General features: G+C 40.2%; 39 protein-coding genes. 37 read left to right on the forward strand and 2 right to left on the reverse strand.

Annotation, left to right across the window (positions count from 1 at the left end; translation table 11 throughout):
* The first annotated feature begins 15 nt into the window (after nucleotides 1-15).
* The 35 genes from rplB (at nucleotide 16) to ACWM35_RS23735 (ending at nucleotide 21,892) form a co-directional block, all read left to right on the forward strand.
* Nucleotides 16-846 (forward strand): 50S ribosomal protein L2, encoded by an 831-nt coding sequence (rplB, locus tag ACWM35_RS23565; RefSeq protein ID WP_454821344.1) that lies wholly within the window; start codon nucleotides 16-18, stop codon nucleotides 844-846.
* 60 nt (nucleotides 847-906) lie between these two features.
* Nucleotides 907-1,185 carry a 30S ribosomal protein S19 gene (gene rpsS / locus ACWM35_RS23570; RefSeq protein WP_026574091.1) on the forward strand — a complete coding sequence of 93 codons (279 nt, stop codon included), beginning with the start codon at nucleotides 907-909 and terminating at the stop codon, nucleotides 1,183-1,185.
* A gap of 17 nt (nucleotides 1,186-1,202) precedes the next feature.
* Nucleotides 1,203-1,544: a 50S ribosomal protein L22 gene (gene rplV / locus ACWM35_RS23575; protein WP_454821345.1), complete on the forward strand. Its 342-nt coding sequence runs from the start codon at nucleotides 1,203-1,205 to the stop codon at nucleotides 1,542-1,544.
* 3 nt (nucleotides 1,545-1,547) lie between these two features.
* On the forward strand, nucleotides 1,548-2,204 hold the full coding sequence (gene rpsC / locus ACWM35_RS23580) for a 30S ribosomal protein S3 (RefSeq protein WP_454821346.1): 657 nt from the start codon (nucleotides 1,548-1,550) through the stop codon (nucleotides 2,202-2,204).
* Nucleotide 2,205: 1 nt separating this feature from the next.
* On the forward strand, nucleotides 2,206-2,640 hold the full coding sequence (gene rplP / locus ACWM35_RS23585) for a 50S ribosomal protein L16 (protein WP_263323880.1): 435 nt from the start codon (nucleotides 2,206-2,208) through the stop codon (nucleotides 2,638-2,640).
* Nucleotides 2,630-2,830, forward strand: a complete 201-nt coding sequence (rpmC, locus tag ACWM35_RS23590) for a 50S ribosomal protein L29 (RefSeq protein ID WP_034676094.1) — start codon at nucleotides 2,630-2,632, stop codon at nucleotides 2,828-2,830. Before rplP ends, rpmC begins: the two co-directional genes overlap by 11 nt.
* A 22-nt stretch (nucleotides 2,831-2,852) precedes the next feature.
* On the forward strand, nucleotides 2,853-3,116 hold the full coding sequence (gene rpsQ, locus ACWM35_RS23595) for a 30S ribosomal protein S17 (protein WP_454821347.1): 264 nt from the start codon (nucleotides 2,853-2,855) through the stop codon (nucleotides 3,114-3,116).
* 40 nt (nucleotides 3,117-3,156) lie between these two features.
* Nucleotides 3,157-3,525, forward strand: a complete 369-nt coding sequence (rplN, locus tag ACWM35_RS23600) for a 50S ribosomal protein L14 (protein WP_335415953.1) — start codon at nucleotides 3,157-3,159, stop codon at nucleotides 3,523-3,525.
* Between the two features lie 35 nt (nucleotides 3,526-3,560).
* Complete coding sequence (rplX, locus tag ACWM35_RS23605) at nucleotides 3,561-3,869, forward strand: 50S ribosomal protein L24 (protein WP_454821348.1); 309 nt, start codon at nucleotides 3,561-3,563, stop codon at nucleotides 3,867-3,869.
* A 26-nt stretch (nucleotides 3,870-3,895) separates the two neighbouring features.
* Complete coding sequence (rplE, locus tag ACWM35_RS23610; protein WP_454821349.1) at nucleotides 3,896-4,435, forward strand: 50S ribosomal protein L5; 540 nt, start codon at nucleotides 3,896-3,898, stop codon at nucleotides 4,433-4,435.
* A gap of 24 nt (nucleotides 4,436-4,459) precedes the next feature.
* On the forward strand, nucleotides 4,460-4,645 hold the full coding sequence (locus ACWM35_RS23615; RefSeq protein ID WP_034676107.1) for a type Z 30S ribosomal protein S14: 186 nt from the start codon (nucleotides 4,460-4,462) through the stop codon (nucleotides 4,643-4,645).
* Between the two features lie 29 nt (nucleotides 4,646-4,674).
* Nucleotides 4,675-5,073, forward strand: a complete 399-nt coding sequence (rpsH, locus tag ACWM35_RS23620; RefSeq protein ID WP_454821350.1) for a 30S ribosomal protein S8 — start codon at nucleotides 4,675-4,677, stop codon at nucleotides 5,071-5,073.
* A gap of 31 nt (nucleotides 5,074-5,104) precedes the next feature.
* On the forward strand, nucleotides 5,105-5,641 hold the full coding sequence (rplF, locus tag ACWM35_RS23625) for a 50S ribosomal protein L6 (RefSeq protein ID WP_454821351.1): 537 nt from the start codon (nucleotides 5,105-5,107) through the stop codon (nucleotides 5,639-5,641).
* 32 nt (nucleotides 5,642-5,673) lie between these two features.
* Nucleotides 5,674-6,036, forward strand: a complete 363-nt coding sequence (rplR, locus tag ACWM35_RS23630; RefSeq protein ID WP_454821352.1) for a 50S ribosomal protein L18 — start codon at nucleotides 5,674-5,676, stop codon at nucleotides 6,034-6,036.
* A 25-nt stretch (nucleotides 6,037-6,061) separates the two neighbouring features.
* On the forward strand, nucleotides 6,062-6,562 hold the full coding sequence (gene rpsE / locus ACWM35_RS23635; protein ID WP_263325245.1) for a 30S ribosomal protein S5: 501 nt from the start codon (nucleotides 6,062-6,064) through the stop codon (nucleotides 6,560-6,562).
* A gap of 13 nt (nucleotides 6,563-6,575) precedes the next feature.
* Entirely contained in the window at nucleotides 6,576-6,758 is a 183-nt protein-coding gene (gene rpmD / locus ACWM35_RS23640; RefSeq protein ID WP_454821353.1) for a 50S ribosomal protein L30, read from the forward strand.
* 32 nt (nucleotides 6,759-6,790) lie between these two features.
* Complete coding sequence (gene rplO / locus ACWM35_RS23645) at nucleotides 6,791-7,231, forward strand: 50S ribosomal protein L15 (RefSeq protein WP_454821354.1); 441 nt, start codon at nucleotides 6,791-6,793, stop codon at nucleotides 7,229-7,231.
* Complete coding sequence (secY, locus tag ACWM35_RS23650; protein ID WP_454821355.1) at nucleotides 7,231-8,529, forward strand: preprotein translocase subunit SecY; 1,299 nt, start codon at nucleotides 7,231-7,233, stop codon at nucleotides 8,527-8,529. Before rplO ends, secY begins: the two co-directional genes overlap by 1 nt.
* A 64-nt stretch (nucleotides 8,530-8,593) precedes the next feature.
* A complete protein-coding gene (locus ACWM35_RS23655; protein ID WP_454821356.1) occupies nucleotides 8,594-9,244 on the forward strand; it encodes an adenylate kinase in 651 nt (216 codons plus the stop codon).
* Between the two features lie 277 nt (nucleotides 9,245-9,521).
* Entirely contained in the window at nucleotides 9,522-9,740 is a 219-nt protein-coding gene (infA, locus tag ACWM35_RS23660; protein ID WP_007085268.1) for a translation initiation factor IF-1, read from the forward strand.
* A gap of 37 nt (nucleotides 9,741-9,777) precedes the next feature.
* Nucleotides 9,778-9,891 (forward strand): 50S ribosomal protein L36, encoded by a 114-nt coding sequence (rpmJ, locus tag ACWM35_RS23665; RefSeq protein WP_000868344.1) that lies wholly within the window; start codon nucleotides 9,778-9,780, stop codon nucleotides 9,889-9,891.
* A 23-nt stretch (nucleotides 9,892-9,914) separates the two neighbouring features.
* On the forward strand, nucleotides 9,915-10,280 hold the full coding sequence (gene rpsM / locus ACWM35_RS23670) for a 30S ribosomal protein S13 (RefSeq protein ID WP_166243776.1): 366 nt from the start codon (nucleotides 9,915-9,917) through the stop codon (nucleotides 10,278-10,280).
* 22 nt (nucleotides 10,281-10,302) lie between these two features.
* Nucleotides 10,303-10,692, forward strand: coding sequence for a 30S ribosomal protein S11 (gene rpsK / locus ACWM35_RS23675; RefSeq protein ID WP_026574109.1), 390 nt, complete (start codon nucleotides 10,303-10,305; stop codon nucleotides 10,690-10,692).
* Nucleotides 10,693-10,866: 174 nt separating this feature from the next.
* Nucleotides 10,867-11,811 (forward strand): DNA-directed RNA polymerase subunit alpha, encoded by a 945-nt coding sequence (locus tag ACWM35_RS23680; protein ID WP_454821357.1) that lies wholly within the window; start codon nucleotides 10,867-10,869, stop codon nucleotides 11,809-11,811.
* A 58-nt stretch (nucleotides 11,812-11,869) separates the two neighbouring features.
* The gene (gene rplQ / locus ACWM35_RS23685; RefSeq protein ID WP_454821358.1) at nucleotides 11,870-12,232 is read left to right on the forward strand and encodes a 50S ribosomal protein L17; all 363 of its coding nucleotides are present in this window, start codon (nucleotides 11,870-11,872) and stop codon (nucleotides 12,230-12,232) included.
* A 448-nt stretch (nucleotides 12,233-12,680) separates the two neighbouring features.
* On the forward strand, nucleotides 12,681-13,520 hold the full coding sequence (locus ACWM35_RS23690; protein ID WP_454821359.1) for an energy-coupling factor ABC transporter ATP-binding protein: 840 nt from the start codon (nucleotides 12,681-12,683) through the stop codon (nucleotides 13,518-13,520).
* Nucleotides 13,496-14,365, forward strand: coding sequence for an energy-coupling factor ABC transporter ATP-binding protein (locus ACWM35_RS23695; RefSeq protein ID WP_454821360.1), 870 nt, complete (start codon nucleotides 13,496-13,498; stop codon nucleotides 14,363-14,365). The genes ACWM35_RS23690 and ACWM35_RS23695 overlap by 25 nt, the downstream gene beginning before the upstream one ends.
* Nucleotides 14,362-15,159 carry an energy-coupling factor transporter transmembrane component T family protein gene (locus ACWM35_RS23700; protein WP_454821361.1) on the forward strand — a complete coding sequence of 266 codons (798 nt, stop codon included), beginning with the start codon at nucleotides 14,362-14,364 and terminating at the stop codon, nucleotides 15,157-15,159. The genes ACWM35_RS23695 and ACWM35_RS23700 overlap by 4 nt, the downstream gene beginning before the upstream one ends.
* A gap of 12 nt (nucleotides 15,160-15,171) precedes the next feature.
* The gene (gene truA, locus ACWM35_RS23705; protein WP_454821362.1) at nucleotides 15,172-15,909 is read left to right on the forward strand and encodes a tRNA pseudouridine(38-40) synthase TruA; all 738 of its coding nucleotides are present in this window, start codon (nucleotides 15,172-15,174) and stop codon (nucleotides 15,907-15,909) included.
* Between the two features lie 739 nt (nucleotides 15,910-16,648).
* Nucleotides 16,649-17,086 (forward strand): 50S ribosomal protein L13, encoded by a 438-nt coding sequence (gene rplM / locus ACWM35_RS23710; protein ID WP_454821363.1) that lies wholly within the window; start codon nucleotides 16,649-16,651, stop codon nucleotides 17,084-17,086.
* A gap of 20 nt (nucleotides 17,087-17,106) precedes the next feature.
* Nucleotides 17,107-17,499, forward strand: coding sequence for a 30S ribosomal protein S9 (rpsI, locus tag ACWM35_RS23715; protein WP_454821364.1), 393 nt, complete (start codon nucleotides 17,107-17,109; stop codon nucleotides 17,497-17,499).
* Nucleotides 17,500-17,878: 379 nt separating this feature from the next.
* Entirely contained in the window at nucleotides 17,879-19,300 is a 1,422-nt protein-coding gene (nhaC, locus tag ACWM35_RS23720; RefSeq protein WP_454821365.1) for a Na+/H+ antiporter NhaC, read from the forward strand.
* Nucleotides 19,301-19,455: 155 nt separating this feature from the next.
* Nucleotides 19,456-19,899 carry a YbaK family protein gene (locus ACWM35_RS23725; RefSeq protein ID WP_454821366.1) on the forward strand — a complete coding sequence of 148 codons (444 nt, stop codon included), beginning with the start codon at nucleotides 19,456-19,458 and terminating at the stop codon, nucleotides 19,897-19,899.
* Between the two features lie 73 nt (nucleotides 19,900-19,972).
* A complete protein-coding gene (cwlD, locus tag ACWM35_RS23730; protein WP_454821367.1) occupies nucleotides 19,973-20,698 on the forward strand; it encodes an N-acetylmuramoyl-L-alanine amidase CwlD in 726 nt (241 codons plus the stop codon).
* 135 nt (nucleotides 20,699-20,833) lie between these two features.
* A complete protein-coding gene (locus tag ACWM35_RS23735) occupies nucleotides 20,834-21,892 on the forward strand; it encodes an Mrp/NBP35 family ATP-binding protein (RefSeq protein WP_454821368.1) in 1,059 nt (352 codons plus the stop codon).
* Nucleotides 21,893-21,967: 75 nt separating this feature from the next.
* On the opposite strand, the gene gerD is transcribed toward ACWM35_RS23735, so the two are convergent.
* Nucleotides 21,968-22,567 (reverse strand): spore germination lipoprotein GerD, encoded by a 600-nt coding sequence (gerD, locus tag ACWM35_RS23740; RefSeq protein ID WP_454821369.1) that lies wholly within the window; start codon nucleotides 22,565-22,567, stop codon nucleotides 21,968-21,970.
* A gap of 152 nt (nucleotides 22,568-22,719) precedes the next feature.
* Between gerD and ACWM35_RS23745 the strand changes: the two genes are divergently transcribed.
* Nucleotides 22,720-23,409, forward strand: a complete 690-nt coding sequence (locus tag ACWM35_RS23745) for a KinB-signaling pathway activation protein (RefSeq protein ID WP_454821370.1) — start codon at nucleotides 22,720-22,722, stop codon at nucleotides 23,407-23,409.
* A 23-nt stretch (nucleotides 23,410-23,432) separates the two neighbouring features.
* On the opposite strand, the gene pdaB is transcribed toward ACWM35_RS23745, so the two are convergent.
* On the reverse strand, nucleotides 23,433-24,185 hold the full coding sequence (gene pdaB / locus ACWM35_RS23750; RefSeq protein ID WP_454821371.1) for a polysaccharide deacetylase family sporulation protein PdaB: 753 nt from the start codon (nucleotides 24,183-24,185) through the stop codon (nucleotides 23,433-23,435).
* Nucleotides 24,186-24,320: 135 nt separating this feature from the next.
* On the opposite strand from pdaB, the gene ACWM35_RS23755 reads away from it, so the two are divergent.
* Nucleotides 24,321-24,572, forward strand: coding sequence for a hypothetical protein (locus tag ACWM35_RS23755; protein WP_454821372.1), 252 nt, complete (start codon nucleotides 24,321-24,323; stop codon nucleotides 24,570-24,572).
* Nucleotides 24,573-24,823 lie beyond the last annotated feature (251 nt).

Raw genomic sequence — 24,823 nt, forward strand, 5'->3', positions numbered from 1 at the left:
GAGGAGGGAAAAATTATGGCGATTAAAAAGTACAAACCTACCTCCAATGGTCGTCGCGGTATGACTGTATCTGATTTCGCAGAAATCACTACTAGCACTCCAGAAAAATCTCTATTAGCTCCGCTTAAGAGAAAAGGCGGCCGTAATAACCAAGGTAAGTTAACTGTTCGTCATCAAGGTGGCGGCCATAAGCGTCAATATCGTTTAATTGATTTTAAACGTAACAAAGATGGCATTCCAGGACGCGTTGCTACTATTGAGTATGATCCAAACCGTTCTGCAAATATAGCTTTAATTAATTATGTTGATGGAGAAAAGCGTTATATCTTAGCTCCTAAAAACCTTCAAGTTGGCATGGAAGTAATGTCTGGTCCAGAAGCAGATATTAAAGTGGGTAACGCACTTCCACTAGCTAACATCCCTGTTGGTACAGTAGTACACAACATCGAATTGAAGCCTGGTAAAGGCGGACAATTAGTTCGTGCTGCAGGAACTTCTGCACAAGTTCTAGGTAAAGAAGGCAAATACGTACTTGTACGTTTAAATTCTGGTGAAGTTCGTATGATCCTAGCTGAGTGCCGTGCTTCTATCGGTCAAGTAGGTAACGAACAACATGAACTTATTAACATTGGTAAAGCTGGTCGTTCACGCTGGTTAGGCAAGCGCCCAACAGTTCGTGGATCAGTAATGAACCCTAACGATCACCCACACGGTGGTGGTGAAGGACGTTCACCAATCGGACGTAAATCACCTATGTCTCCATGGGGTAAACCAACTCTTGGATTCAAGACTCGTAAGAAAAAGAACAAATCCGACAAGTTTATTGTACGTCGTCGTAAAAAATAACGGGGTTGAACTACGGTTCACAGAACGAACCGTAGAACAATCACGAAGGGAGGTTCATCCATGGGTCGCAGCCTAAAAAAAGGACCATTTGTTGATGATCATTTAATGGTTAAGATCGAAAAGTTAAATGAAACTGAAGGTAAGCAAGTTGTTAAAACTTGGTCACGTCGTTCTACGATCTTCCCACAATTTATTGGCCACACTATCGCTGTTTATGATGGTCGCAAACATGTGCCTGTATATGTCACTGAAGACATGGTAGGACACAAACTTGGAGAATTCGCTCCAACTCGTGCTTACAAAGGCCATGGTAATGATGATAAGAAAACAAGACGTTAAGAGAGGAGGGCATCCAAATGCAAGCTAAAGCTGTTGCAAGAACAGTTCGTATTGCTCCTCGTAAAGCACGTTTAGTCGTAGATTTAATTCGAGGAAAGCAAGTTGGTGAAGCGGTGGCGATTTTAAATCTCACTCCAAAGTTTGCTTCTCCAATCGTTGAGAAAGTTTTAAAATCTGCTATGGCAAATGCCGAGCACAATTATGAAATGGACGTTAATAGCTTGGTAGTAACTCAAGCTTTTGTAGACGAAGGACCAACGTTGAAACGTTTCCGTCCGCGCGCAATGGGCCGTGCAAGCCAAATCAACAAACGCACTAGCCACATCACAATCGTTCTATCAGAAAAGAAGGAGGGATAACCTGTGGGTCAAAAAGTAAATCCAGTCGGATTGCGTATCGGAATCATCAAAGATTGGGAATCTAAATGGTACGCTGGTAAAGACTTCGCTGATCTTTTACACGAAGACCTTAAAATTCGTGAGTACATCACGAAGCGTTTGAAGGATGCTTCTGTATCTAAAGTTGAAATCGAACGTGCGGCTAACCGCGTGAATGTAACAGTTCACACAGCTAAGCCTGGTATGGTTATCGGTAAAGGCGGTACTGAAGTTGAAGCACTTCGTAAAGCTTTAAATTCATTAACTGGCAAACGTGTACACATCAATATCCTTGAAATCAAAAAAGCTGATGTTGATGCGAAATTAGTAGCTGAAAATATTGCTCGTCAATTAGAAAATCGTGTATCTTTCCGTCGTGCACAGAAGCAAGCAATTCAACGTGCTATGCGTGCAGGCGCTAAAGGTATTAAAACAATGGTATCAGGTCGTCTTGGCGGTGCGGATATCGCTCGTTCTGAACACTATAGCGAAGGAACTGTTCCACTTCACACTCTTCGTGCTGATATCGACTATGCTCATGCTGAAGCTGATACAACATACGGTAAGCTTGGCATAAAGGTATGGATCTATAAGGGAGAAGTCCTTCCTACTAAGAAGAAATCTGCGGAAGGAGGCAAATAATATGTTATTGCCAAAACGCGTAAAATATCGCCGTCAACACCGTGGGAAAATGCGTGGTAACGCAAAAGGCGGCACTGAAGTAACATTCGGTGAATTCGGCTTGCAAGCAATGGAAGCTTCTTGGATCACAAACCGCCAAATAGAAGCTGCACGTATTGCAATGACACGTTACATGAAACGTGGCGGAAAAGTTTGGATTAAAATTTTCCCTCATAAGCCATATACTGCAAAGCCTCTAGAAGTGCGGATGGGTTCCGGTAAAGGGGCACCTGAAGGCTGGGTAGCAGTAGTTAAACCTGGTAAAGTTATGTTTGAAATTGCAGGTGTATCAGAAGAAATCGCTCGTGAAGCACTTCGTCTTGCAATGCACAAACTACCAGTTAAGTGTAAGTTTGTAAAACGTGAAGAAATTGGTGGTGAATCAAATGAGAGCTAATGAAATTAAAGACTTAACCACTGCCGAAATTGAACAAAAAGTAAAATCTTTAAAAGAAGAGCTTTTCAACCTTCGCTTCCAATTAGCGACAGGACAACTTGAAAATACAGCTCGCATTCGTGAAGTACGCAAAGCGATTGCTCGCATGAAAACTGTGATTCGTGAGAGAGAAATCAGCGTTAACAAGTAATCATTGAGAGGAGGTTCACATAATGAGTGAACGTAACCAACGCAAAGTTTACACTGGACGCGTTGTTTCTGACAAAATGGATAAAACCATTACTGTTTTAGTAGAAACTTACAAGAAGCATCCTCTTTACGGTAAACGCGTGAAGTACTCTAAGAAGTTCAAAGCTCATGATGAGCAAAACCAAGCAAAAGTTGGCGACATCGTACGTATCATGGAAACTCGTCCGCTTTCTGCTACGAAACGCTTCCGTTTAGTTGAAATTACTGAAAAAGCAGTTATTATTTAATTGTTCGGATTAAGCTTTATTCCGAAGGGAGGTTACACACATGATTCAACAAGAATCACGTTTAAAAGTTGCTGATAACTCTGGTGCACGTGAGGTACTAACTATTAAAGTTCTTGGTGGTTCTGGCCGTAAAACAGCTGGTATCGGCGATGTTATCGTTTGTACAGTAAAACAAGCAACACCAGGTGGCGTTGTTAAAAAAGGTGACGTTGTTAAGGCTGTTATCGTTCGTACGAAAAGCGGTGCTCGTCGCCCTGATGGATCTTACATCCGTTTCGATGAAAACGCATGTGTAATTATCAAGGATGATAAGAGCCCACGTGGAACTCGTATCTTCGGACCAGTTGCCCGCGAACTTCGCGATAGCAACTTCATGAAAATCGTTTCCTTGGCTCCAGAAGTACTATAATTTAAATCCATATGCCTTTAAGGAGGTGCGCACAGATGCATGTTAAAAAGGGTGACAAAGTAAGAGTCATCTCCGGTAAGGATAAAGGCAAAACAGGAGTAATCCTAGCTGCTTATCCTAAAGAAAGCCGTGTACTAGTAGAAGGTGTTAATATCGTGAAAAAACACGCTAAGCCTTCTCAAGTGAACCCACAAGGCGGAATTTTAAGCTTTGAGGCTCCAATCCATGTATCAAACGTTATGCCTATCGATCCTAAATCTGGTAACCCAACTCGTGTAGGTTACAAAACGGTTGATGGCAAAAAAGTACGCGTAGCAAAATCCGGTGAAGTTTTAGATAAATAGTTTAAATAAGAAGGGAGGTACTATGAATGAACCGCCTAAAAGAAAAATTTGTTAAAGAAGTTACTCCTGCTCTAATGAGCAAGTTCAACTATAAATCAGTAATGCAAGTTCCAAAACTTGATAAAATCGTTATTAACATGGGTGTTGGCGATGCAGTTGCAAACGCTAAAGCATTAGATAATGCTGTAGAAGAACTAGCAACGATCACAGGTCAAAAGCCTGTTGTAACTCGTGCTAAAAAATCAATCGCTGGCTTCCGTCTTCGTGAAGGTATGCCAATCGGTGCAAAGGTTACTCTTCGCGGGGAGCGCATGTACGAATTCTTGGATAAATTAGTATCCGTTTCTTTACCTCGTGTTCGTGACTTCCGTGGTATTTCGAAAAAAGCATTCGACGGTCGCGGTAACTATACTTTGGGTGTTAAAGAACAATTAATCTTCCCTGAAATTGATTACGATAAAGTAAGCAAGGTTCGTGGTATGGATATCGTTATCGTAACTACTGCTAACACTGATGAAGAAGCACGTGAACTGTTAACTCAATTTGGAATGCCATTCCAAAAGTAATCGCTAAATAAGGGAGGCGAAAATGTGGCTAAAAAGTCAATGATTGCGAAACAAAAACGCACGCCTAAATATGCAGTACAAGAGTACACTCGCTGTGAACGTTGCGGCCGTCCACACTCTGTATACCGTAAATTTAAGCTTTGCCGTATTTGTTTCCGTGAATTAGCATACAAAGGACAAATTCCTGGTGTTAAAAAAGCTAGCTGGTAAAACCCAAGTCTGGGAAGGAGGTAAAATTAATGGTCATGACAGATCCAATTGCAGATTTGCTTACTCGCATTCGTAATGCGAACATGGTTCGTCACGAAAAGTTAGAAGTGCCTGCTTCTAATATTAAAAAAGAAATCGCTGAAATCTTAAAGCGTGAAGGTTTCGTTCGTGACGTTGAATTTATCGAAGACAACAAGCAAGGTATCATCCGTATCTTCTTAAAATACGGTGCAAACAACGAACGTGTAATCACTGGTCTTAAGCGTATCAGTAAGCCAGGACTTCGAGTTTATGCAAAATCTACTGAGGTACCACGCGTTCTTAACGGTCTTGGTATCGCTCTAGTTTCAACATCACAAGGTGTTATTACTGACAAAGAAGCTCGTGCTAAACAAGTTGGCGGAGAAGTATTAGCTTACGTTTGGTAATCAAGTTTCTGAATGAATGGAGGTGCACTAAATGTCTCGCGTAGGAAAAAAACCGATTGAAATTCCAGCAGGAGTTACAGTTACTTTAAATAATAGTACTGTTACTGTTAAAGGACCTAAAGGCGAACTTTCTCGCTCTTTTAATCCTGATATTGAAATCAAAATCGAAGAGAATGTTGTTACAGTTTCTCGTCCATCTGATGTGAAAGAACACCGCGCATTGCACGGAACAACTCGTGCGGTTATCGCGAACATGGTGGAAGGTGTTTCTAAAGGCTTCGAAAGAAAATTAGAATTAATCGGGGTTGGATACCGTGCTCAAAAGCAAGGTAACAAACTTGTATTAAACGTTGGTTACTCTCACCCAGTTGAGATCGAGCCTGAAACTGGTCTTGAAATTGAAGTACCAGCTAACACTAAAATTACAATCAAAGGTACTGACAAAGAACGTGTTGGTGCATTAGCAGCGAATATTCGTCAAGTTCGTCCTCCAGAGCCGTATAAAGGTAAAGGGATCCGTTACGAAGGTGAATTTGTTCGTCGTAAAGAAGGTAAAACAGGTAAGTAATGCCGCCTAGGTAAACGAAAGGAGTGACGTAAATGATTACGAAGCAGGATAAAAACGCTACTCGTAAGAAGCGCCATGCGCGTGTTCGTGCGAAGCTTAGCGGTACTGCAGCTCGTCCACGTCTTAACGTGTTCCGCTCTAACAAGCATATTTATGCTCAAGTTATCGATGATATGAATGGAGTTACTTTAGCAAGTGCTTCAACTTTAGATAAAGATTTAACTCTTGAATCTTCAAGTAATCTTGAAGCTGCAAAGTTGATCGGAGAATTAGTCGCTAAACGTGCGGTAGAAAAAGGTATCACATCCGTTGTCTTTGACCGTGGAGGATACTTATACCATGGACGTATTCAAGCATTAGCTGATGCTGCCCGCGAAAACGGCTTACAATTTTAATAGACAAAGGAGGGACACATAAATGATACGTCGTATTGATCCAAACAAACTTGAACTAGAAGAACGCGTAGTAACGGTTAACCGTGTTGCGAAAGTTGTTAAGGGTGGTCGTCGTTTTCGCTTCTCTGCTCTAGTAGTAGTTGGTGATAAAAACGGTCATGTTGGCTTCGGTACTGGTAAAGCTCAAGAAGTACCAGATGCAATTCGTAAAGCAATCGAAGACGCGAAGAAAAACTTAGTCGAAGTACCAATGGTTGGAACAACTGTTCCTCACCAAGTAATTGGACGTTTCGGTGCTGGCGAAATCCTTCTTAAGCCTGCTTCTGAAGGTACAGGAGTTATCGCTGGTGGTCCAGTACGTGCGGTCCTAGAATTAGGCGGGGTGCAAGATATCCTTTCTAAATCTTTAGGAACAAACACTCCAATTAACATGGTACGTGCTACAATCGATGGTTTAAAACAACTAAAACGTGCTGAAGACGTAGCTAAATTACGTGGTAAGTCAGTAGAAGAACTGTTAGGATAAGGAGGGAAATCAAATGGCAAATAAACTATTAGTTACCCTCACTCGCAGCGTCATTGGTCGTTCTGAGGACCAACGTAAAACAGTTACTGCTCTTGGATTACGTAAATTAAATCAAACAGTTGAGCATCAAGATAATGCTGCTATTCGCGGTATGATTACCAAAGTTGCTCACCTTGTAACAGTTAAAGAACAATAAGAGATTGTTTTCTTTCATAAGGAGGTGCCAATATGAAACTTCATGAACTAAAACCTGCGGAAGGTTCTCGTAAAGAACGTAAACGCTTAGGACGCGGTATCGGTTCTGGTCAAGGTAAGACTGCTGGTAAAGGTCATAAAGGTCAAAACGCTCGTTCCGGCGGAGGTGTCCGTCTTGGTTTCGAGGGTGGTCAAACACCTTTATTCCGTCGTTTACCAAAACGTGGTTTTACAAACATTAACCGTAAAGACTATGCGGTTGTTAACCTTGATGCTCTTAACCGCTTTGAAGATGGTACAGAAGTTACTCCAGAACTTCTTATCGAAACAGGCGTTGTTAAGAATGAAAAAGCTGGAATTAAAATTCTAGCAAAAGGGAACGTTGAGAAAAAACTTACTGTTAAAGCTCATAAATTCTCCTCTACCGCCAAAGAAGCAATCGAAGCTGTAGGTGGAACTACTGAGGTGATCTAATGTTCCAGACAATCTCCAATTTTATGCGCGTGGGTGAAATTAGAAAAAAGATAGTTTACACCCTTTTAATGCTGGTCGTATTTCGACTTGGCAGTTTCATTCCAGTTCCGGGTGTAAATGCTGATATTTTGGCAGCACAGGACAAACTAAGTGTTTTCGGTATCTTAAATACCTTTGGTGGTGGAGCGTTGCAAAACTTCTCCATCTTAGCCATGGGTATTATGCCTTATATCACTGCTTCCATTATCATTCAGCTTTTACAGATGGATGTTGTTCCGAAGTTTACGGAATGGTCAAAACAAGGGGATGCTGGTCGACGTAAGTTAGCACAGTTTACCCGATACTTTACAATCGTGCTTGGATTTATTCAAGCAATGGGTATGTCCTACGGATTTAATAGCATGGCCGGTGGTCAGTTAATTCAAAATCCATCTCTAGGTACTTACCTACTAATTGCTGTTGTGTTAACTGCAGGTACTGCCTTTTTATTATGGGTAGGTGAGCAAATTACTGAAAAAGGTGTTGGTAATGGTATTTCCATCATCATCTTCGCCGGTATCGTTGCGAGTATTCCTACAACTATTAATCAGATTTATGTACAGCAGTTTGAAAACGCTGGTGATAAGTTGTTCTTGAATATTGTTACAGTTGCACTGATTGCACTCGCAGTCGTTGCAATTGTTGTTGGGGTTATTTTTATCCAACAAGCGACAAGAAAAATCCCAATTCAATATGCAAAACAACGTTCTGTTAACGGTCGTGGAACAACAGGACAACAATCTACTCATATGCCGTTAAAAGTGAATGCAGCGGGAGTTATTCCGGTAATTTTTGCCGTGTCTTTTATTGTGACGCCAAGAACGATTGCTTCATTTTTTCCACAAAATGATGTAACACTTTGGATTACAAGAGAATTAGATTATTCCCAGCCAATCGGAATGATCCTTTACGCAGCACTAATTATTGCTTTTACTTATTTCTATGCTTTCATTCAGGTTAATCCTGAGCAAGCTGCTGAAAACCTGCAAAAACAAAGCGGTTATATTCCTGGGATTAGACCAGGTAAGAGTACACAAGAATATTTAACTCGAGTATTATATCGTTTAACGTTTGTTGGTGCACTCTTCCTTACTGTTATTGCGGTATTGCCAATTTTCTTTATTAACATTGCCAATCTTCCACAAACAGCACAAATTGGGGGAACGAGCTTACTCATCGTGGTCGGTGTTGCACTTGATACAATGAAACAGCTTGAAGCACAACTAGTTAAACGTCACTATAAAGGTTTTATAAAATAAAAGGTTTTACGGGACCTCCCTCGAGGGCCCTAAAAACCCATTTATAGCACGAGGGGGAACACGTGTGAATTTAGTATTAATGGGGCTTCCGGGTGCTGGTAAAGGTACTCAAGCTGAACAAATCGTCGAACAATACGGCATCCCTCATATCTCTACTGGAGATATGTTCCGTGCAGCGATGAAAGAAGGAACGGAACTAGGCATGCAGGCTAAATCCTTCATGGACAAAGGTGAACTTGTTCCTGATGAAGTAACAATTGGCATTGTTCGTGAACGATTAAGTAAAGATGACTGCCAAAAAGGCTTCTTACTTGATGGCTTTCCTAGAACTGTACCTCAAGCAGATGCATTAGAAACACTTTTATCTGAATTAGATAAAAAAATTGATTATGTAATCAATATTAGTGTGGACAAAAGTATATTAATGGAGCGGTTGACTGGGCGTCGTATTTGTAAAGATTGCGGTTCAACCTATCATTTAGTATTTAATCCTCCTACAAAAGAGGGTACTTGCGATAAATGTGGCGGAGAACTCTATCAAAGAGCCGATGATAATGCTGAAACGGTTCAAAATCGATTAGACGTAAATATCAAACAACAAGAACCATTACTAACTTTCTATGAAACAAAAGGCTATCTTCGCACGATTGATGGTCAGCAAGATATTAAAAAGGTATTTGCTGATATCGAGCAATTGCTTAAGGATTTACATTAATGATCATGAGTAAACCGTGCGAGCGACTCTCGAACATCTCTTCCATTAGATTCAAAAGTATGTGAAGGCAAATGGCTTTTCTATTGTACTGAGTATGTAGGACCGAGAGTTGGGCAAGAATTACATGTGGAATCAAAAATTCCTAAATATGTAGAAAAACTTGCGGACAGAAGACAAACCTTATGGTAGAATTATAAGGTTGCTATGTCGTACGAATGAGAAGATTTGCTTTACATTTCCAAACACTACATTTGAAATGAGAAGGGAGACGAGACTGATGGCCAAGGATGATGTAATTGAAATTGAAGGTAAAGTCATTGAAACTTTGCCAAATGCCATGTTTAAGGTAGAATTAGAAAATGGTCATACCGTGCTAGCTCATGTTTCTGGTAAAATCCGAATGCACTTCATTCGAATCCTTCCGGGTGACAAAGTTACTGTTGAGCTTTCTCCATATGACTTAACACGCGGAAGAATTACTTACCGCTTTAAATAATCTGCTTGCACTCCGTACTACTAAGGAGGTTAGGATAATGAAAGTAAGACCATCTGTTAAACCGATCTGCGAAAAGTGCAAAGTTATCCGTAGACGCGGTAAAGTCATGGTTATCTGTGAAAACCCTAAACATAAACAAAAACAAGGTTAATCTTGAAGGAGGTGCGCTAACTAATGGCACGTATTGCTGGTGTAGATATTCCACGTGAAAAGCGTGTAGTTATCTCTTTAACTTACATTTATGGTATTGGTAAAAATACTGCACAAAAAGTTCTTGCAGAAGCTGGTGTTTCTGAAAATACTCGTGTGCGTGATTTAACAGAAGACGAATTAAACAAAATCCGTGATATCATCGACAAACTAAAAGTTGAAGGTGACCTTCGCCGTGAAATTTCTCTTAACATTAAGCGTTTAATGGAGATCGGCTGCTACCGCGGATTACGTCATCGTCGTGGTTTACCGGTTCGTGGACAAAATACGAAAAACAACGCTCGTACACGCAAAGGTCCTCGTAAGACTGTTGCGAACAAGAAGAAGTAATCGGCAAAGGAGGTTAATTTAAATGGCACGTAAAACGAATACACGTAAACGTCGTGTTAAAAAGAATATTGAATCTGGTATTGCCCATATCCGTTCAACTTTTAACAATACTATCGTAACTATTACTGATGTTCATGGTAATGCAATTTCATGGTCTAGTGCTGGTGCGCTTGGATTTAAAGGTTCTCGTAAATCTACTCCATTCGCTGCGCAAATGGCTGCAGAAACTGCTGCTAAGACATCAATCGAACACGGAATGAAAACTTTAGAAGTTACAGTTAAAGGACCTGGTGCAGGTCGTGAGGCTGCTATTCGTGCTCTTCAAGCTGCAGGACTTGAAGTAACTGCAATCAAAGATGTTACTCCAGTTCCTCATAACGGATGCCGTCCACCAAAACGCCGTCGTGTTTAATTTTTCTGTATAGCATTTTGTATCCCTGTCTATAATGGATATGATACTAATTTTTTCCGTTTATACAGAAGATTTATTCCAGTTGTTGTGCACAAAACGGGAACGTATACATGGGGGAATTTCGGTTAGTCATTAACTAATCGAGGTTTCGACGTTTTGAAGGAGGGTTATTTGATGATCGAAATAGAAAAACCAAAAATCGAAACGGTTGAGATCAACGATGATGCCAAGTACGGGAAGTTCGTCGTAGAGCCACTTGAGCGTGGATATGGTACCACTTTGGGTAACTCCTTACGTCGTATCCTATTATCTTCACTCCCAGGTGCCGCTGTTACATCGATTCAGGTCGATGGGGTACTTCATGAGTTCTCAACAATTGAAGGCGTCGTAGAGGATGTAACATCCATCATTTTGAACATTAAAAAATTAGCTTTAAAAATCTACTCTGATGAAGAAAAAACACTTGAAATTGATGTGCAGGGTGAAGGTGCTGTAAAAGCGGGTAATATTACTCACGACAGCGATGTAGAGATTTTAAATCCAGATCTTCATATTGCAACATTATCTTCAAATGGACATCTTCGCATGCGTTTAACAGCTAAGCGTGGTCGTGGATATACTCCGGCTGACCAAAATAAGCGTGAGGACCAACCAATTGGTGTGATTCCGATCGACTCTATTTATACGCCAGTTGCTCGTGTGTCATATCAAGTAGAAAATACTCGTGTAGGTCAAATGACAAATTATGATAAGCTAACGCTAGATGTTTGGACAGATGGAAGCACTGGGCCAAAAGAAGCGATTGCTCTTGGTTCGAAGATTTTGACCGAGCATTTGAATATCTTTGTTGGTTTAACTGACGAAGCACAAAATGCTGAGATTATGATTGAAAAAGAAGAGGACCAAAAAGAAAAAGTCCTTGAAATGACAATCGAAGAACTTGATTTATCAGTTCGTTCATATAACTGCTTAAAGCGTGCGGGAATCAACACTGTTCAGGAATTAGCAAATAAGACTGAAGAAGATATGATGAAGGTACGTAACTTAGGCCGCAAATCACTTGAAGAAGTGAAAGCAAAACTAGAAGAGCTTGGATTAGGCTTACGCAAGGACGACTAAGTTGTTCCTGCAGCTAAATAATCCTGTTTAATGACTTCAACAAAGGAGGGAACCCTTCATGGCATACAGAAAGTTAGGACGCACAAGTGCACAGCGTAAAGCTATGCTACGTGATTTAACTACAGACTTAATTATCAATGAGCGCATTGAAACAACAGAAACTCGCGCGAAGGAACTTCGTGGGACTGTTGAAAAAATGATCACTTTAGGTAAACGTGGTGACTTACATGCTCGCCGTCAAGCTGCTTCTTACGTTCGTAATGAAGTTGCAAACGTAGAGTCAGGTCAAGATGCGCTACAAAAACTTTTCACTGATATCGCTCCTCGTTATGCAGAGCGCCAAGGTGGATACACTCGTATTATGAAACTTGGACCTCGCCGCGGTGACGGTGCGCCAATGGTTATCATCGAGTTAGTTTAATACCTTTTAACAGACAACAAGGGCGCTGGACAGTTTACATTCAAACTTGTTCTCTGCCCTTTTTCTGTAACCAAAGTAAATAGTATACGAACCAAGCCAAAAAGAGTGTTATGATGAGCGTGACCCAAATTCAATGGGCCCTTTAGGAAAAGTATTTTCTTCCTTGGAAAGATGACATACATCTTTTTCACGACTCGTCTAGCTCATGCACCTCCTCCCATTTCTTTTTTAAGAAATTTCGTTTATGTTAGCAGTGAACGCGTGTTTCTGCTAAGGGTCGAGGTGCAGGCTTTTTTTGTACGTTAAGAAAGTATAAAATTTTTTTAGAATTAAGTATAAGGGCAACTAGGCAATCGCCTGCGACTATCAGCTTGGCGCTAGCCAAGTTTTCTTTATATTCTAAGAGTCGAGAAGAGAGAGAGTAGCATAGACGAGAGGTGAATCTGTGATGAAAAAAGCAATCGTGTCCCTTAGGGATGTTTCTTTTAGTTATGAATCTCAGGAAAAGAATGCACTCAATCAAGTGAATATTGATATATATGAAGGTGAATGGTTAGCGATATGCGGACATAATGGTTCGGGTAAATCGACGATGGCTAAGCTGTTAAATGGTTTACAGTTCCCTCAGCACGGTGAAATTTCTGTTTGCGGGATCACATTAACCGAAGAGTCCATTTGGGATGTTCGCAAGAAATTGGGGATGGTCTTTCAAAATCCGGATAACCAGTTTGTTGGAACGACTGTACAGGATGATGTGGCTTTTGGTTTAGAAAACCATGGTATACCAAGGGATGAAATGGTCCTTAGGGTTCAAGACTCGTTGAAAAAGGTCAAAATGGATCATTTTCTCAATCAAGAGCCCCACCATCTATCCGGAGGTCAAAAGCAGCGTGTCGCGATTGCGGGAGTCCTTGCTTTAAGACCATCGATTATCATCTTAGACGAGGCAACATCCATGCTTGATCCCCGGGGAAGGGAAGAAGTCTTGGAAACGGTGCGCGAATTAAAAGCTGAAAAATCCCTTACGGTCATTTCGATTACACATGATTTAGAAGAGGCGGCTAAGGCAGATCGGATTATCGTTATGAACCAAGGTGAAGTATATCGCGAAGGAACACCTGAGCAAATTTTTGCGATGGATGAGGAGCTTGTTCGCTTAGGACTTGATATCCCTTTCTCTGTTAAAATGAGCAAGGCTTTCCGCCAAAAGGGATTTGATTTATCGAAGCACTATTTATCGGAAGAAGAGTTGGTGAATGAGTTATGGATATCTCGCTTAAAAATGTAGAGTACCGTTATCAAGCAAACACTCCGTTTGAGCGCTTGGCGATTAAGGATGTATGCATCGACATACCATCTGGCACCTATATGGCGTTAATCGGTCACACAGGATCTGGTAAGTCAACGGTTCTTCAGCATTTAAATGCGCTTCTTCAGCCAACTGAGGGTACAGTAGTGATTGGTGATCATGAGGTCATAGCGAAGCAAAAGAACCGTGATTTAAAGAAAATCCGCCAACGGGTAGGGATTGTTTTTCAATTTCCAGAGCATCAATTGTTTGAAGAAACGGTTGAAAAGGATATTATTTTTGGACCGATGAATTTTGGTGTGTCGGAATCGAAGGCTAAGGAACGGGCTCGGCATGCCCTAAGTCAGGTTGGCCTAAACGAGGAAATGTTACAAAAGTCGCCGTTTGACTTATCAGGTGGACAAATGCGTCGTGTGGCAATTGCCGGAGTTCTTGCAATGGAGCCGGATGTGATTGTTCTCGATGAGCCGACTGCTGGTTTAGATCCTCGTGGGCGTAAGGAAATTATGGATATGTTTTATCAGCTCCATAAGGAAAGAAACCTTTCAACTATATTAGTCACACACAGTATGGAGGATGCTGCAAAATATGCCGATCAAATTGTGATTATGCAGCAAGGCCAGGTTGTGAAACAGGGGACACCAGAAGAAATATTCTCCTCAGCAGAGGATTTGCTGCAAATGGGACTTGATGTTCCAGAGGTTGTCCGTTTTCAGTTAAAGCTCGAGGAACGAATGGGTATTAAGCTAGATAGAACCTATCTTTCAACTGAACAACTATCCTCTGCTGTGGCAGACTTGATAAGCAGAGGTGTTCGCGTATGATGGAGAAAATGATCTTCGGAAGATATGTTCCTGCCGATTCTTTGATTCACCGGTTGGATCCTCGGTCTAAATTAATGGTGATTTTCCTATTTGTTTGTATCATTTTCTTTGCAAATAATTGGATCACTTATGTACTTATTGGTATTTATACATTCCTTATGCTTGGATTATCCCGTATTCCCGTTCGTTTTTTGTATGCTGGCTTAAAACCGGTTATTTGGTTAGTCATCTTAACCTTACTATTACAGGTGTTTTTTACGAGAGAAGGAAGCTTGCTATATGAACTGGGTCCCATAAAGATTTACGAAGAAGGGGTTAGACAGGGGATTTTCATTTCATTGAGATTCTTTTTCTTAATCCTGATGACATCTTTGTTGACATTAACGACAACACCGATTGAGATAACAGATGGTTTGGAAACTCTTCTCAATCCATTGAAAAAGGTTCGCTTTCCGGTTCATGAAATGGCGTTAATGATGTCGATTTCTTTACGATTTATTCCGACGTTAATGCAGGAAACCGACAAGATTATGAAAGCCCAGATTGCTCGCGGAGTAGAGTTTGCCAGCGGGCCGATTAAAGAGCGAATTAAAGCGGTTATTCCTTTATTGATCCCATTGTTTGTCAGCTCTTTTAAACGGGCTGAAGAGCTTGCGGTGGCGATGGAAGCAAGGGGATATCGCGGCGGTGAAGGCAGGACTAAATTCCGCCAATTAAGCTGGCGTTTTGCGGATTCGCTCCAGCTAGTCATTCTTGCCATTTTAACAATACTATTAATCCTATTAAGGTCATAATGGAGCGAAACGATGCAGCGCTATAAATGCATAATTGCCTACGATGGAACGCGATTTTCTGGCTATCAAGTCCAGCCAAATAAGCGGACGGTTCAGAGCGATTTTGAAGCAGTATTATCAAAAATGCATAAAGGGGAGAATGTGAAAGTCTCTGCATCTGGAAGAACGGATGCAGGCGTTCATGCGAAAGGGCAGGTCATCCACTTTAATTCACCATTGCCTATTTCTGAGGATAAATGGGAGTTGGCACTTAATTCCTTGCTGCCTGATGATATTTCGGTTTTAAAAGTGGAAAAAGCCAGTGAGACTTTCCATGCACGATTTGATGCGAGCGGCAAGGAATATCGTTATTTTCTCTATCTATCAAGGAAAAGGGATCCCTTTCAACGAAATTTTGCTTATCATTTTCCTTATCCATTGGATATTGCCCTCATGAATAAGGCAAGCCAATATTTACTAGGGACACATGATTTTTCTAGTTTTTGTTCTGCAAAGACAGAAATTGAAGATAAGGTTCGGACAATAGAGGCGATTGAGATTCGACAAGAGGGACAGAGTTTGAGCTTCCGCTTTGTTGGTAACGGATTTTTATATAATATGGTTCGGATTTTGGTAGGGACTTTATTAGAAGTCGGATCAGGTGATCGTAAACCAGCTGAAATATTGGATATCCTAGAAAAAAAAGACCGTCGCTTTGCCGGTAAAACAGCACCAGCGAATGGTTTGTATCTTTGGGAAGTGTTTTATTAAGGCATTGGAGAGAATCGAAGCTTCATAAGGGTTATAATGCCCCGAAACGCGTAAAAGCTGGTACATGGTCATTATAAAGGGTTCATAATGCCCGAATATGTGTAAATAGCTGGAACATGGTCATTATAAAGGGTTCATAATGCCCGAATATGTGTAAATAGCTGGTACATGGTCATTATAAAGGGTTCATAATGCCCGAATATGTTTAAAAAGCTGGAACATGGTCATTATAAAGGGTTCATAATGCCCAATATGTTTAAAAAGCTGGAACATGGTCATTATAAAGGGTTTATAATGCCCGAATATGTGAAAAAGCTGAACATGGTCATTATAAAGGGTTCATAATGCCCGAATATGTTTAAAAAGCTGGAACATGGTCATTATAAAGGGTTCATAATGCCCGAATATGTTTAAAAAGCTGGAACATGGTCATTATAAAGGGTTTATAATGCCCGAATATGTGTAAATAGCGAATCCAAGGTCATTATAAAGTTTTTTATTAAAACAACCTAACCTGGTGTAACATCTTCTTGACATTTTGACCCAAGGTATTTATTATATTATATGTGCGTGTTTTTAATCCCACGATAAAGCCCCGGAAAGTCTTCATCGTGATTGAAAATATATGAAACGAAAATTGACCGCACAGCGGCATTAACGTTGATTCCCGGAACAGAATCGAACGGAGACTGCCGATGATGGTGCGAAAATAAATGGATTTAATTTAGGAGGGAAACTCATGCGTACAACGTTTATGGCTAACGCCAACAATATCGAGCGTAAATGGTACGTGATTGATGCTGAGGGCAAAACTCTTGGACGTCTTGCTTCTGAAGTAGCTTCAATCTTACGTGGTAAAAACAAACCAACTTTTACTCCACATGTTGACACTGGTGATCATGTGATCATTCTTAACGCTTCTAAAGTAGAATTAACAGGTAAAAAATTAACTGACAAGATCTACTACCGTCACACTATGCATCCAGGTGGTTTAAAGCAAAGAACTGCTCTTGAAATGCGTACGAACTATGCTGAGAAAATGATCGAGCTTGCTGTTAAAGGTATGCTTCCAAAGAATTCTCTTGGCCGTCAAATGTTCAAAAAATTACATGTATATGCTGGTGCTGAACATCCACACCAAGCACAACAACCTGAAGTTTACGAACTTCGCGGTTAATAAAGAGGGAGGGAATTAACTTGGCACAAGTTCAATATATTGGTACTGGTCGTCGTAAGAGCTCTGTCGCACGTGTGCGCTTAGTTCCAGGAACAGGTAAAATCGTAGTTAACGGACGTGACATCGAAGATTATATCCCATTTGAAGCTTTACGTGTGGTTGTTAACCAACCATTAGTAGCTACTGAAACAAAAGGCAGCTACGATGTTCTTGTAAACGTAAGCGGCGGTGGATACACTGGTCAAGCTGGCGCAATCCGCCACGGTATTGCTCGCGCATTACTTCAAGCTGACCCAGAATTCCGTCCAACATTAAAGCGCGCTGGATTATTAACTCGTGATGCACGTATGAAAGAACGTAAGAAATACGGTCTTAAAGGTGCTCGTCGTGCGCCTCAGTTCTCAAAGCGTTAATTTTTGCGAACGTACAAAGGCTCTCAACCATTTTGGTTGGGGGTCTTTTTTTGTACAGGAAAATATTATTGTAGACATAATAAAATAATCAGTGTATAGTATTTGCATACACACTTTAACGCTTAAAAGCGTTTTAGTGAAAAAGTAAATATTGTGCCTACAGTTTTAGTAGAGTTATCATTCGCAGCATAAAGAGACCAGTTGGAAGGTGGAAAACTGGGCAATGATAATATCGAATTACAGCTGTCTTGAACGGGCATTCTCATTGAGTGGGCAGGGATTATTCCTTGTCAAATAGGGTGGTACCGCGGAATCCTTTCGTCCCTAAAGACGAAGGGTCTTTTTGCGTTTATTTTTACGGATTATAGGGGGGATTTTTATGCTTCAAGATCAAAAAGTACTGCAAATCAAACCACTGGAAGCGGCTTTCATAACTGCCCTTTTACTAGGAGTGGTAGGATATTTAATTATCGCGATTAAAGTAGTTCCGCATATTGCTATCATGACAGGTATTGCTCTGTTATTCGTATACGGTGCAATTAAAAGGGTGAGTTTTAAGGATTTGGAAGCATCAATGGCGGATGGAGCTAAATCCGGAATAGCAGCTGTGATGATCTTCTTTTTCATCGGGATGCTAATCTCTAGCTGGATGGCGAGTGGAACGATTCCGACATTTATCTATTTAGCTGTAGATCTAGTTTCGGGTAAATTTTTCTACGCAATCGTTTTTGTTGCAACAGCTATTATCGGTCTTAGCATTGGGAGTTCTTTAACAACAGCGGCAACATTGGGAGTGGCTTTTGTTGGAGCCAGCAGCGCACTGGGCGTGTCACCTGTTATCACAGCAGGAGCAGTTGTTTCAGGGGCATTCTTTGGTGATAAAATGTCACCTCTATCCGATACGACAACCCTTGCTGCTAGCGTGGCTGGTGCCGATTTATTTGACCATATTAAAAACATGTCATGGACAACCATCCCGGCGTTTATTTTATCATTTTTTATTTATCTGCTGCTTTCACCAAGAGAAACAGCAGAAAGTCTTAAACAGATGGGACTAATTAAAGAGACCTTAACCGATTTAAATCTTGTCCATTGGTACTCACTTCTCCCATTGTTTGTCTTAGTCATACTGGCGCTAAAAAAGGTACCAGCCATTGCTGCACTTTCAGCGGGAACGGTTTCGGCACTTTTGATTTCTATTGGGATTAACGGCGGTATTGACACCAAAGGATTGTTTGAACTTCTTTATTCTGGTTATAAGTCCGACAGCGGTATAGATGAAGTGGACTCGATGCTGACACGTGGTGGGCTTGAGAGCATGATGTTCAGCATAAGTGTGATCTTGCTGGCATTAAGTATGGGAGGATTGCTTTTCCGGTTAGGGATTATTCCTGCGCTATTATCACTTGTAGAAAAACTATTAACTCGCGTCTCCTTATTAATCAGTTCCACGGCAGGAATGGCCATTGCGGTTAACTTTATTCTTGGAGAGCAATACTTATCGATCTTGCTGCCTGGTAATGCCTTTAAAGACCACTTCAAAAAGGCTGGTTTGGAGCCAAAGCATCTATCACGGGTATTAGAGGATGCGGGAACGGTCGTAAATCCTATTGTGCCATGGAGTGTCTGTGGGGTATTTTTATCTTCAGTCCTTGGAGTATCTGTTCTAGATTACGCTCCATTTGCGTTATTTTGCTTACTATCACCATTGATTACTGTCTTTTTTGGCATTACGGGCATTTCTCTACCGAAAAATAAACAATCTGCACAGTCGATTCCTCCTTTTTCGAAGGGAGCATGATTCATTTCTCATTGACTCACAACTATTCTGGTTGAGGTTCCTTTATTGAATAATTTGTTGAAAAATTTACGATAAAAATTGGCAATGGAAAACGATTAGGACTTTGCATTTCTTTGCTTTATGGGATGAAGAATAGTTCTAAGAGGTGAAAAGCATTGAATGTTATCACAACCTTTAAAGAAAAGCGGCGCGATAAACAAATAAAATATGAGCGCTCCGTCCTTAAGGAACTATCAGTTAAAACATTAAAAGAACGAGTACAGCATTATTTTGGCTCATCAAATATTGCTTCGAGCTTTATTATGAATTCTGGAATAGAAGAAGCGTGTTATGATGTTGCCCTTGAAGCGTATTTGCTAGGGGCAAAATTTAGTAAATTTGGCTATTACGGAGAATCCCTTGAAGATGCAAGAAAACGTTGTTTCCGAGAAGAGAAACATTTAATCGATACTCTCTATAACTTTCTACTTTATTGGGGAAGCGGCAGTGAAGGCATCATGAGCGAATCTCTCTACTACTCCTGTGAGGGTTATATTGATGTATGGTGGAGAGAAGGATTTGATAAAGGGCAGCGGCGTCATAAACTTCGCCTTCACTAACCAAAAAGTTCTAAACTTCCCCCTTGTCCCATATAGTTAATTGAACAGGGACGAGCGGGAAGGAATGATGGGGTTGTCGAGGAAAAGAGTAAAAGTCATTGTTTTTTCTGTGGGTTTATTACTTTTATTTCTTATTTTGCAATACGATTTTATCAAAGAAGATACATGGGGGGAGAACTGGAATCTTCCTTTGTCTGGGAAAATCATCTTGCTTGATCCAGGTCACGGTGGACCAGATGGCGGAGCAGGAACGAAACATGCTCTCGAGAAAGATATTGCCCTTGATATTTCCTTAAAAGTCAGGGATTATTTACAGGAGCAAGGTGCCCTAGTGTTGATGACAAGAGAGACCGATAAAGATTTAGCGGATGATGATACTAGAGGGTATAGCCGCCGCAAGGTAGAGGACTTGAAAAAAAGATTAAAGATGATCAACAACACGGACAATGATCTCTTTGTCAGCATACATCTAAATGCAATCCCATCCTCGAGGTGGAGCGGCGCCCAAACCTTTTATGCACCTCAATTTAAGGAAAATGCTAAAGCGGCAAAATTTATTCAGGATGAACTTCGGGTAAATTTAGAAAATACAACAAGAAAAGCAAAACCCATTAATCAAGTTTATATATTAAAGCATGCAAAGAAGCCTGGAGTGCTGGTAGAGGTAGGATTCCTTTCCAATCCAACAGAGAGAGAACAATTGAAAAAGGAAGCTTATCAAGAGAAAGTAGCCGCCTCCATCTATCAGGGAATCAACCGCTATTTTACAAATGAGAAAGAATTAATAGAAGAGGAATAATGAAGGTGGAAACACCTTCTATTTTTTTCGCCAGTCTGTGGGTTATCTTTAATAGTGATTCAGATAACTGATTCTGATTGGGAATATGGTATACTTGAACTTGGAAACGAATTCATTAGGTGAGGTGTTTTTAGCATGTTGACAGAAGTGAAAGTTCGTGAAGTAATAGGGAGTTTAAAAGAACCATTTTTACATAAATCATTAGCAGAATTAAATGCTATTGAAGAAGTTAAGATTAAAGAGGAAAAAGGCCATGTCAGTGTCAAGGTACAAATCGCTAGAACAGGAACTTCCGAACAATTACAGCTGCAAACACAGATTGTGAATTTACTAAAAGAAGCGGGAGCTCAAACAGTCGGGATCCGTTTCAATGAATTACCGGAGTCTGTGTTAGCGGCTCATCGTCAAGCAGCAGGTGGAACAGAGGATAAAGGATTACTTTCTCCAGTAAGTAATACAACCTTTATTGCCATTGCGAGCGGTAAGGGCGGAGTAGGGAAATCGACGGTGTCTGTTAACCTTGCAGTAGCATTAGCACGCTTAGGAAAAAAGGTTGGCCTAGTGGATGCCGATATCTATGGTTTTAGTGTTCCTGACATGATGGGAATTACGAAAAGACCGGTAGTAAGAGGAGAAAAAATCCTTCCAGTTGAGCGTTTTGGTGTGAAGGTCATTTCAATGGGCTTCTTTGTGGAAGACAATTCTCCAATCATTTGGCGTGGTCCAATGTTAGGGAAAATGCTTAACAGCTTTTTTAATGAAGTAGAGTGGGGAGATATCGACTATTTACTTCTAGACCTGCCGCCAGGAACAGGGGATGTAGCCTTAGATGTTCATTCGATGCTGCCAGCATGTAAAGAAGTGATTGTTACAACACCACATCCGACAGCTGCTTTTGTCGCTGCTCGTGCTGGGGCAATGGCGCTTAGAACCGATCATGAAATCCTTGGAATTATTGAAAATATGGCTTATTTTGAAAGTAAGCTTACCGGTGAAAAAGAATACGTATTTGGCAAAGGCGGCGGTGATAAATTAGCCGAAGAATTAAACTCAGAGGTTCTAGGCCGCTTGCCATTAAATCAGCCAGATTGGAATGAGGAAGATTTCGCACCGTCTGTTTATCAGGAAGATCACCAATTAGGAAAGATCTATCTCGATATTGCTGAAAAAATGGTTGGTCTGCTAAATAAATAATGAATAGGAAAAGCCTCTTCAAACTGAACTGAAGAGGCTTTTTTCTTATTAGATGATAGCTTACCCAATGCTTTGTTACTGGCCTTCTTCGCTCTTTTCACCTTCAGAGCTTTTTTCAGTTTCCTTGGTTTTGGTTTCTTCAGCGGCCTTTAGGAGTAATTCCTCCATTTTTGCTTTGAATAGCGGACTTTCTAAAGTTTCTGAGATGACCTTTTGCAAGTGTTCGCGGTACTCCTTACTCTTAAGGGCATCTGCCATTTCCTTCTGAATTTCAGGCTCTTTAAAAACCTCAATCATCATGCCTCTATACTCTGGATCATTCATTAAAGCTTTTAGTAGTGCTTCATTTTCGGATCTCATGCTTTTTGCTACACCTTTGGCGAATTCTGTATCGTTAAAGGTTTTTTTCCAAAACTCGGTTGCCTGCTCGGAAGTAAGGGTTTGTTGAATCGTATCGGCAACTACCTGTTGGTCCATTACCAACTTTTCTTTCATTTTGTCATCGGACATTACTTCTTGAATGGCCTTCTTACCATCATCGGTTTTTAAAATATCGACAACCATTTTTTTCGTTTCTTCATAATCTACTTGCCCTCCGCTGCCTGATTCAGCAGGAGAACAACTGCTTAGGAAGACGATGATGAGTAAGAGGAGCATGTGGATTTTCCCTTTCATAATATAAGCTCCTTTCACATAAGAATCCTTAAGATTTAGGATGAAGAAAAATGCCCTAGATTATGCGTGAAGAAATTGAAAATATGGATTTTTCATAAATGGATTGGTACAATCAGTATGGAATTTATTTTTGTACGATGGAGGAAATAAGTGTGACAAGTCGTATTTGGGTAAGACTGTTTATGACCACTTTATTCATTGGTGGGATTACTACTGCGTTATTTGGTTTTATTGTTCGCTGGAATGAATTTCAGCATTATTTTACGGACTTTCAGGTCATCGATATTTTATCAACAACTGTTTGGTTAATTTTTATGGGCTTTCTATTCAGTGTAGTTAGTCAAATGGGATTTTTCGCCTACCTCACCGTTCATCGTTTCGGCTTAGGAATCTTTAAGTCAGTGTCCCTCTGGAATGGCGTTCAAGTCGTGTTAATCTTGTTTGTTTTATTTGATCTCGTATATTTGCGCTATGAAACCTTTGCAAAAGCAGGAGAAAATCTCTTTTCTTATATTGGTCTAGCGGCCATATTACTTATTGTCTCTGTGATTACAGCCTGGTTTAAAGCAAAACAGACAAATCGAGAGGCATTTATCCCGGCACTATTCTTCATGATTGTGGTCACGGTTATTGAATGGTACCCTGTTTTACGGGTAAATGAAAAAAGCTGGTTGTATCTCATGCTGTTCTCACTATTAGCATGTAACGCATACCAACTATTAATTCTCCATAAATTAAATACACAATCACAGCAGGAAAGACAAAAATTTGCTGCGGATTCTCCTAAGTCGGTTAACAAGAAAAACAAAGCAGGAAAAATGAACAAAAAACCGTCCATTTAATATGGGCGGTTTTTTTGTTTTCTTTATTGTATTTCTTTACTCTCAACATTTCCGTTAGCAATCATTTCGGAAACAGATATAGGCTTTAATCCTTTAGCGCGAAGCTCAGCTAGGATTTGTGGCAATGCATTTGCTGTTTGTTTAGCTGCATCAGAAGCATGGAGAAGAATAATATCCCCTTTATCAGCCTTTTTCACATTCTCCACAATTTTGTTAACGCCAGGATTCGTCCAATCCTTTGAATCCACGCTCCAATGGACCATGGAGTAGCCGTAGCGCTCGGCAATTTTTAATGCACGCTCATCAAAATGTCCAGTTGGTGCCCGCATGAGCTTAATATCTTTAATATTTAACTTTCTAAAGGCTTCTTTCGCTTTCGCAATATCCTTGCCGATTTTCATATCTTCCAATTCTGTGTAATCCTCATAGTTATAACCGAGGATCCCAATTTCAAATCCTTCTTTTGCAATTCGATTAACAATGTCCGGATGTCTCTCTGCCCAGGAACCAGCTAAGAAGAAGGTTGCTGATTTTACATTTTCTTTCTGTAAAACATCCAAAATAGGTTCTGCCTTTTCGTCTCCCCAGCCGATATTAAAGGTTAAGGCGACGTCTTTTTCACCACGATAGACAGCTTTTGGTCCATCCTTGGTGGAAAAGACCGGAGATAACGAAACGTTTCCGATAAACAAAAATAATGCAGTAAAAAATGCGGCAATGAGAACCAATAAAACTTGTTTGACTGATTTTCCACTGAATACTAAAAAGAAATTCATTCTACCACCTCGTCCAATACCTTCCTTGTCTCATACTTATGTCTGGTTTTTTAATAATATGATTAAGAAATCGTATTATAAAAATAACTAAAATGGAAAAGACTACTATAACTAGATAATTCAAGAGGTGATTCAATGTTAGGACTTCTTATTAACGCAAGAGAGGTAAAGGAAATGGAATACTTAATAAAACGTGAAATGGATGAAATCTTATTTGACTTAAAAGACGAGCGAATTGATCATATTGTAAAAAGAGCCATGGAGGAGCGCTATAAGATATTGTTTACCTTATTTAGAAGGGTTGCTTCACCAAATGAATGCTTAAAATATATGAGGAAAGATAAAAGAGGTAGAAAAAAAGATGATTTTTTTTATAAACGCAGTTGACTTTTAGTTGTTATCTTGTTATATTAATAAACGTCGCTGCTGAAGTACATCAACAAGTTAAAAAAGTTGTTGACATTACAAAGTAGAGATGATATATTAATAAAGTCGCCTCTCGGCGATACAAAGAAATTGATCTTTGAAAACTAAACAAACAAAAACGTCAACAAACAATAATATTTTTAGTTTCTACTATAGAAACTAAGCCAACGTAACTTTATGAGCTATATCAACTTTCTTGGAGAGTTTGATCC

The sequence above is a fragment of the Neobacillus sp. K501 genome, from assembly GCF_053749995.1.

Coding starts and splice junctions, on each gene's coding strand:
- rplB (WP_454821344.1), top strand. CDS start 16: ATGGCGATTAAAAAGTACAAACCTACCTCCAATGGTCGTCGCGGTATG.
- rpsS (WP_026574091.1), top strand. CDS start 907: ATGGGTCGCAGCCTAAAAAAAGGACCATTTGTTGATGATCATTTAATG.
- rplV (WP_454821345.1), top strand. CDS start 1,203: ATGCAAGCTAAAGCTGTTGCAAGAACAGTTCGTATTGCTCCTCGTAAA.
- rplP (WP_263323880.1), top strand. CDS start 2,206: ATGTTATTGCCAAAACGCGTAAAATATCGCCGTCAACACCGTGGGAAA.
- rpmC (WP_034676094.1), top strand. CDS start 2,630: ATGAGAGCTAATGAAATTAAAGACTTAACCACTGCCGAAATTGAACAA.
- rpsQ (WP_454821347.1), top strand. CDS start 2,853: ATGAGTGAACGTAACCAACGCAAAGTTTACACTGGACGCGTTGTTTCT.
- rplN (WP_335415953.1), top strand. CDS start 3,157: ATGATTCAACAAGAATCACGTTTAAAAGTTGCTGATAACTCTGGTGCA.
- rplX (WP_454821348.1), top strand. CDS start 3,561: ATGCATGTTAAAAAGGGTGACAAAGTAAGAGTCATCTCCGGTAAGGAT.
- rplE (WP_454821349.1), top strand. CDS start 3,896: ATGAACCGCCTAAAAGAAAAATTTGTTAAAGAAGTTACTCCTGCTCTA.
- rpsH (WP_454821350.1), top strand. CDS start 4,675: ATGGTCATGACAGATCCAATTGCAGATTTGCTTACTCGCATTCGTAAT.
- rplF (WP_454821351.1), top strand. CDS start 5,105: ATGTCTCGCGTAGGAAAAAAACCGATTGAAATTCCAGCAGGAGTTACA.
- rplR (WP_454821352.1), top strand. CDS start 5,674: ATGATTACGAAGCAGGATAAAAACGCTACTCGTAAGAAGCGCCATGCG.
- rpmD (WP_454821353.1), top strand. CDS start 6,576: ATGGCAAATAAACTATTAGTTACCCTCACTCGCAGCGTCATTGGTCGT.
- rplO (WP_454821354.1), top strand. CDS start 6,791: ATGAAACTTCATGAACTAAAACCTGCGGAAGGTTCTCGTAAAGAACGT.
- secY (WP_454821355.1), top strand. CDS start 7,231: ATGTTCCAGACAATCTCCAATTTTATGCGCGTGGGTGAAATTAGAAAA.
- infA (WP_007085268.1), top strand. CDS start 9,522: ATGGCCAAGGATGATGTAATTGAAATTGAAGGTAAAGTCATTGAAACT.
- rpmJ (WP_000868344.1), top strand. CDS start 9,778: ATGAAAGTAAGACCATCTGTTAAACCGATCTGCGAAAAGTGCAAAGTT.
- rpsM (WP_166243776.1), top strand. CDS start 9,915: ATGGCACGTATTGCTGGTGTAGATATTCCACGTGAAAAGCGTGTAGTT.
- rpsK (WP_026574109.1), top strand. CDS start 10,303: ATGGCACGTAAAACGAATACACGTAAACGTCGTGTTAAAAAGAATATT.
- ACWM35_RS23680 (WP_454821357.1), top strand. CDS start 10,867: ATGATCGAAATAGAAAAACCAAAAATCGAAACGGTTGAGATCAACGAT.
- rplQ (WP_454821358.1), top strand. CDS start 11,870: ATGGCATACAGAAAGTTAGGACGCACAAGTGCACAGCGTAAAGCTATG.
- ACWM35_RS23690 (WP_454821359.1), top strand. CDS start 12,681: ATGAAAAAAGCAATCGTGTCCCTTAGGGATGTTTCTTTTAGTTATGAA.
- ACWM35_RS23695 (WP_454821360.1), top strand. CDS start 13,496: ATGGATATCTCGCTTAAAAATGTAGAGTACCGTTATCAAGCAAACACT.
- ACWM35_RS23700 (WP_454821361.1), top strand. CDS start 14,362: ATGATGGAGAAAATGATCTTCGGAAGATATGTTCCTGCCGATTCTTTG.
- truA (WP_454821362.1), top strand. CDS start 15,172: ATGCAGCGCTATAAATGCATAATTGCCTACGATGGAACGCGATTTTCT.
- rplM (WP_454821363.1), top strand. CDS start 16,649: ATGCGTACAACGTTTATGGCTAACGCCAACAATATCGAGCGTAAATGG.
- nhaC (WP_454821365.1), top strand. CDS start 17,879: ATGCTTCAAGATCAAAAAGTACTGCAAATCAAACCACTGGAAGCGGCT.
- ACWM35_RS23735 (WP_454821368.1), top strand. CDS start 20,834: ATGTTGACAGAAGTGAAAGTTCGTGAAGTAATAGGGAGTTTAAAAGAA.
- gerD (WP_454821369.1), bottom strand. CDS start 22,567: ATGAAAGGGAAAATCCACATGCTCCTCTTACTCATCATCGTCTTCCTA.
- pdaB (WP_454821371.1), bottom strand. CDS start 24,185: ATGAATTTCTTTTTAGTATTCAGTGGAAAATCAGTCAAACAAGTTTTA.
- ACWM35_RS23755 (WP_454821372.1), top strand. CDS start 24,321: ATGTTAGGACTTCTTATTAACGCAAGAGAGGTAAAGGAAATGGAATAC.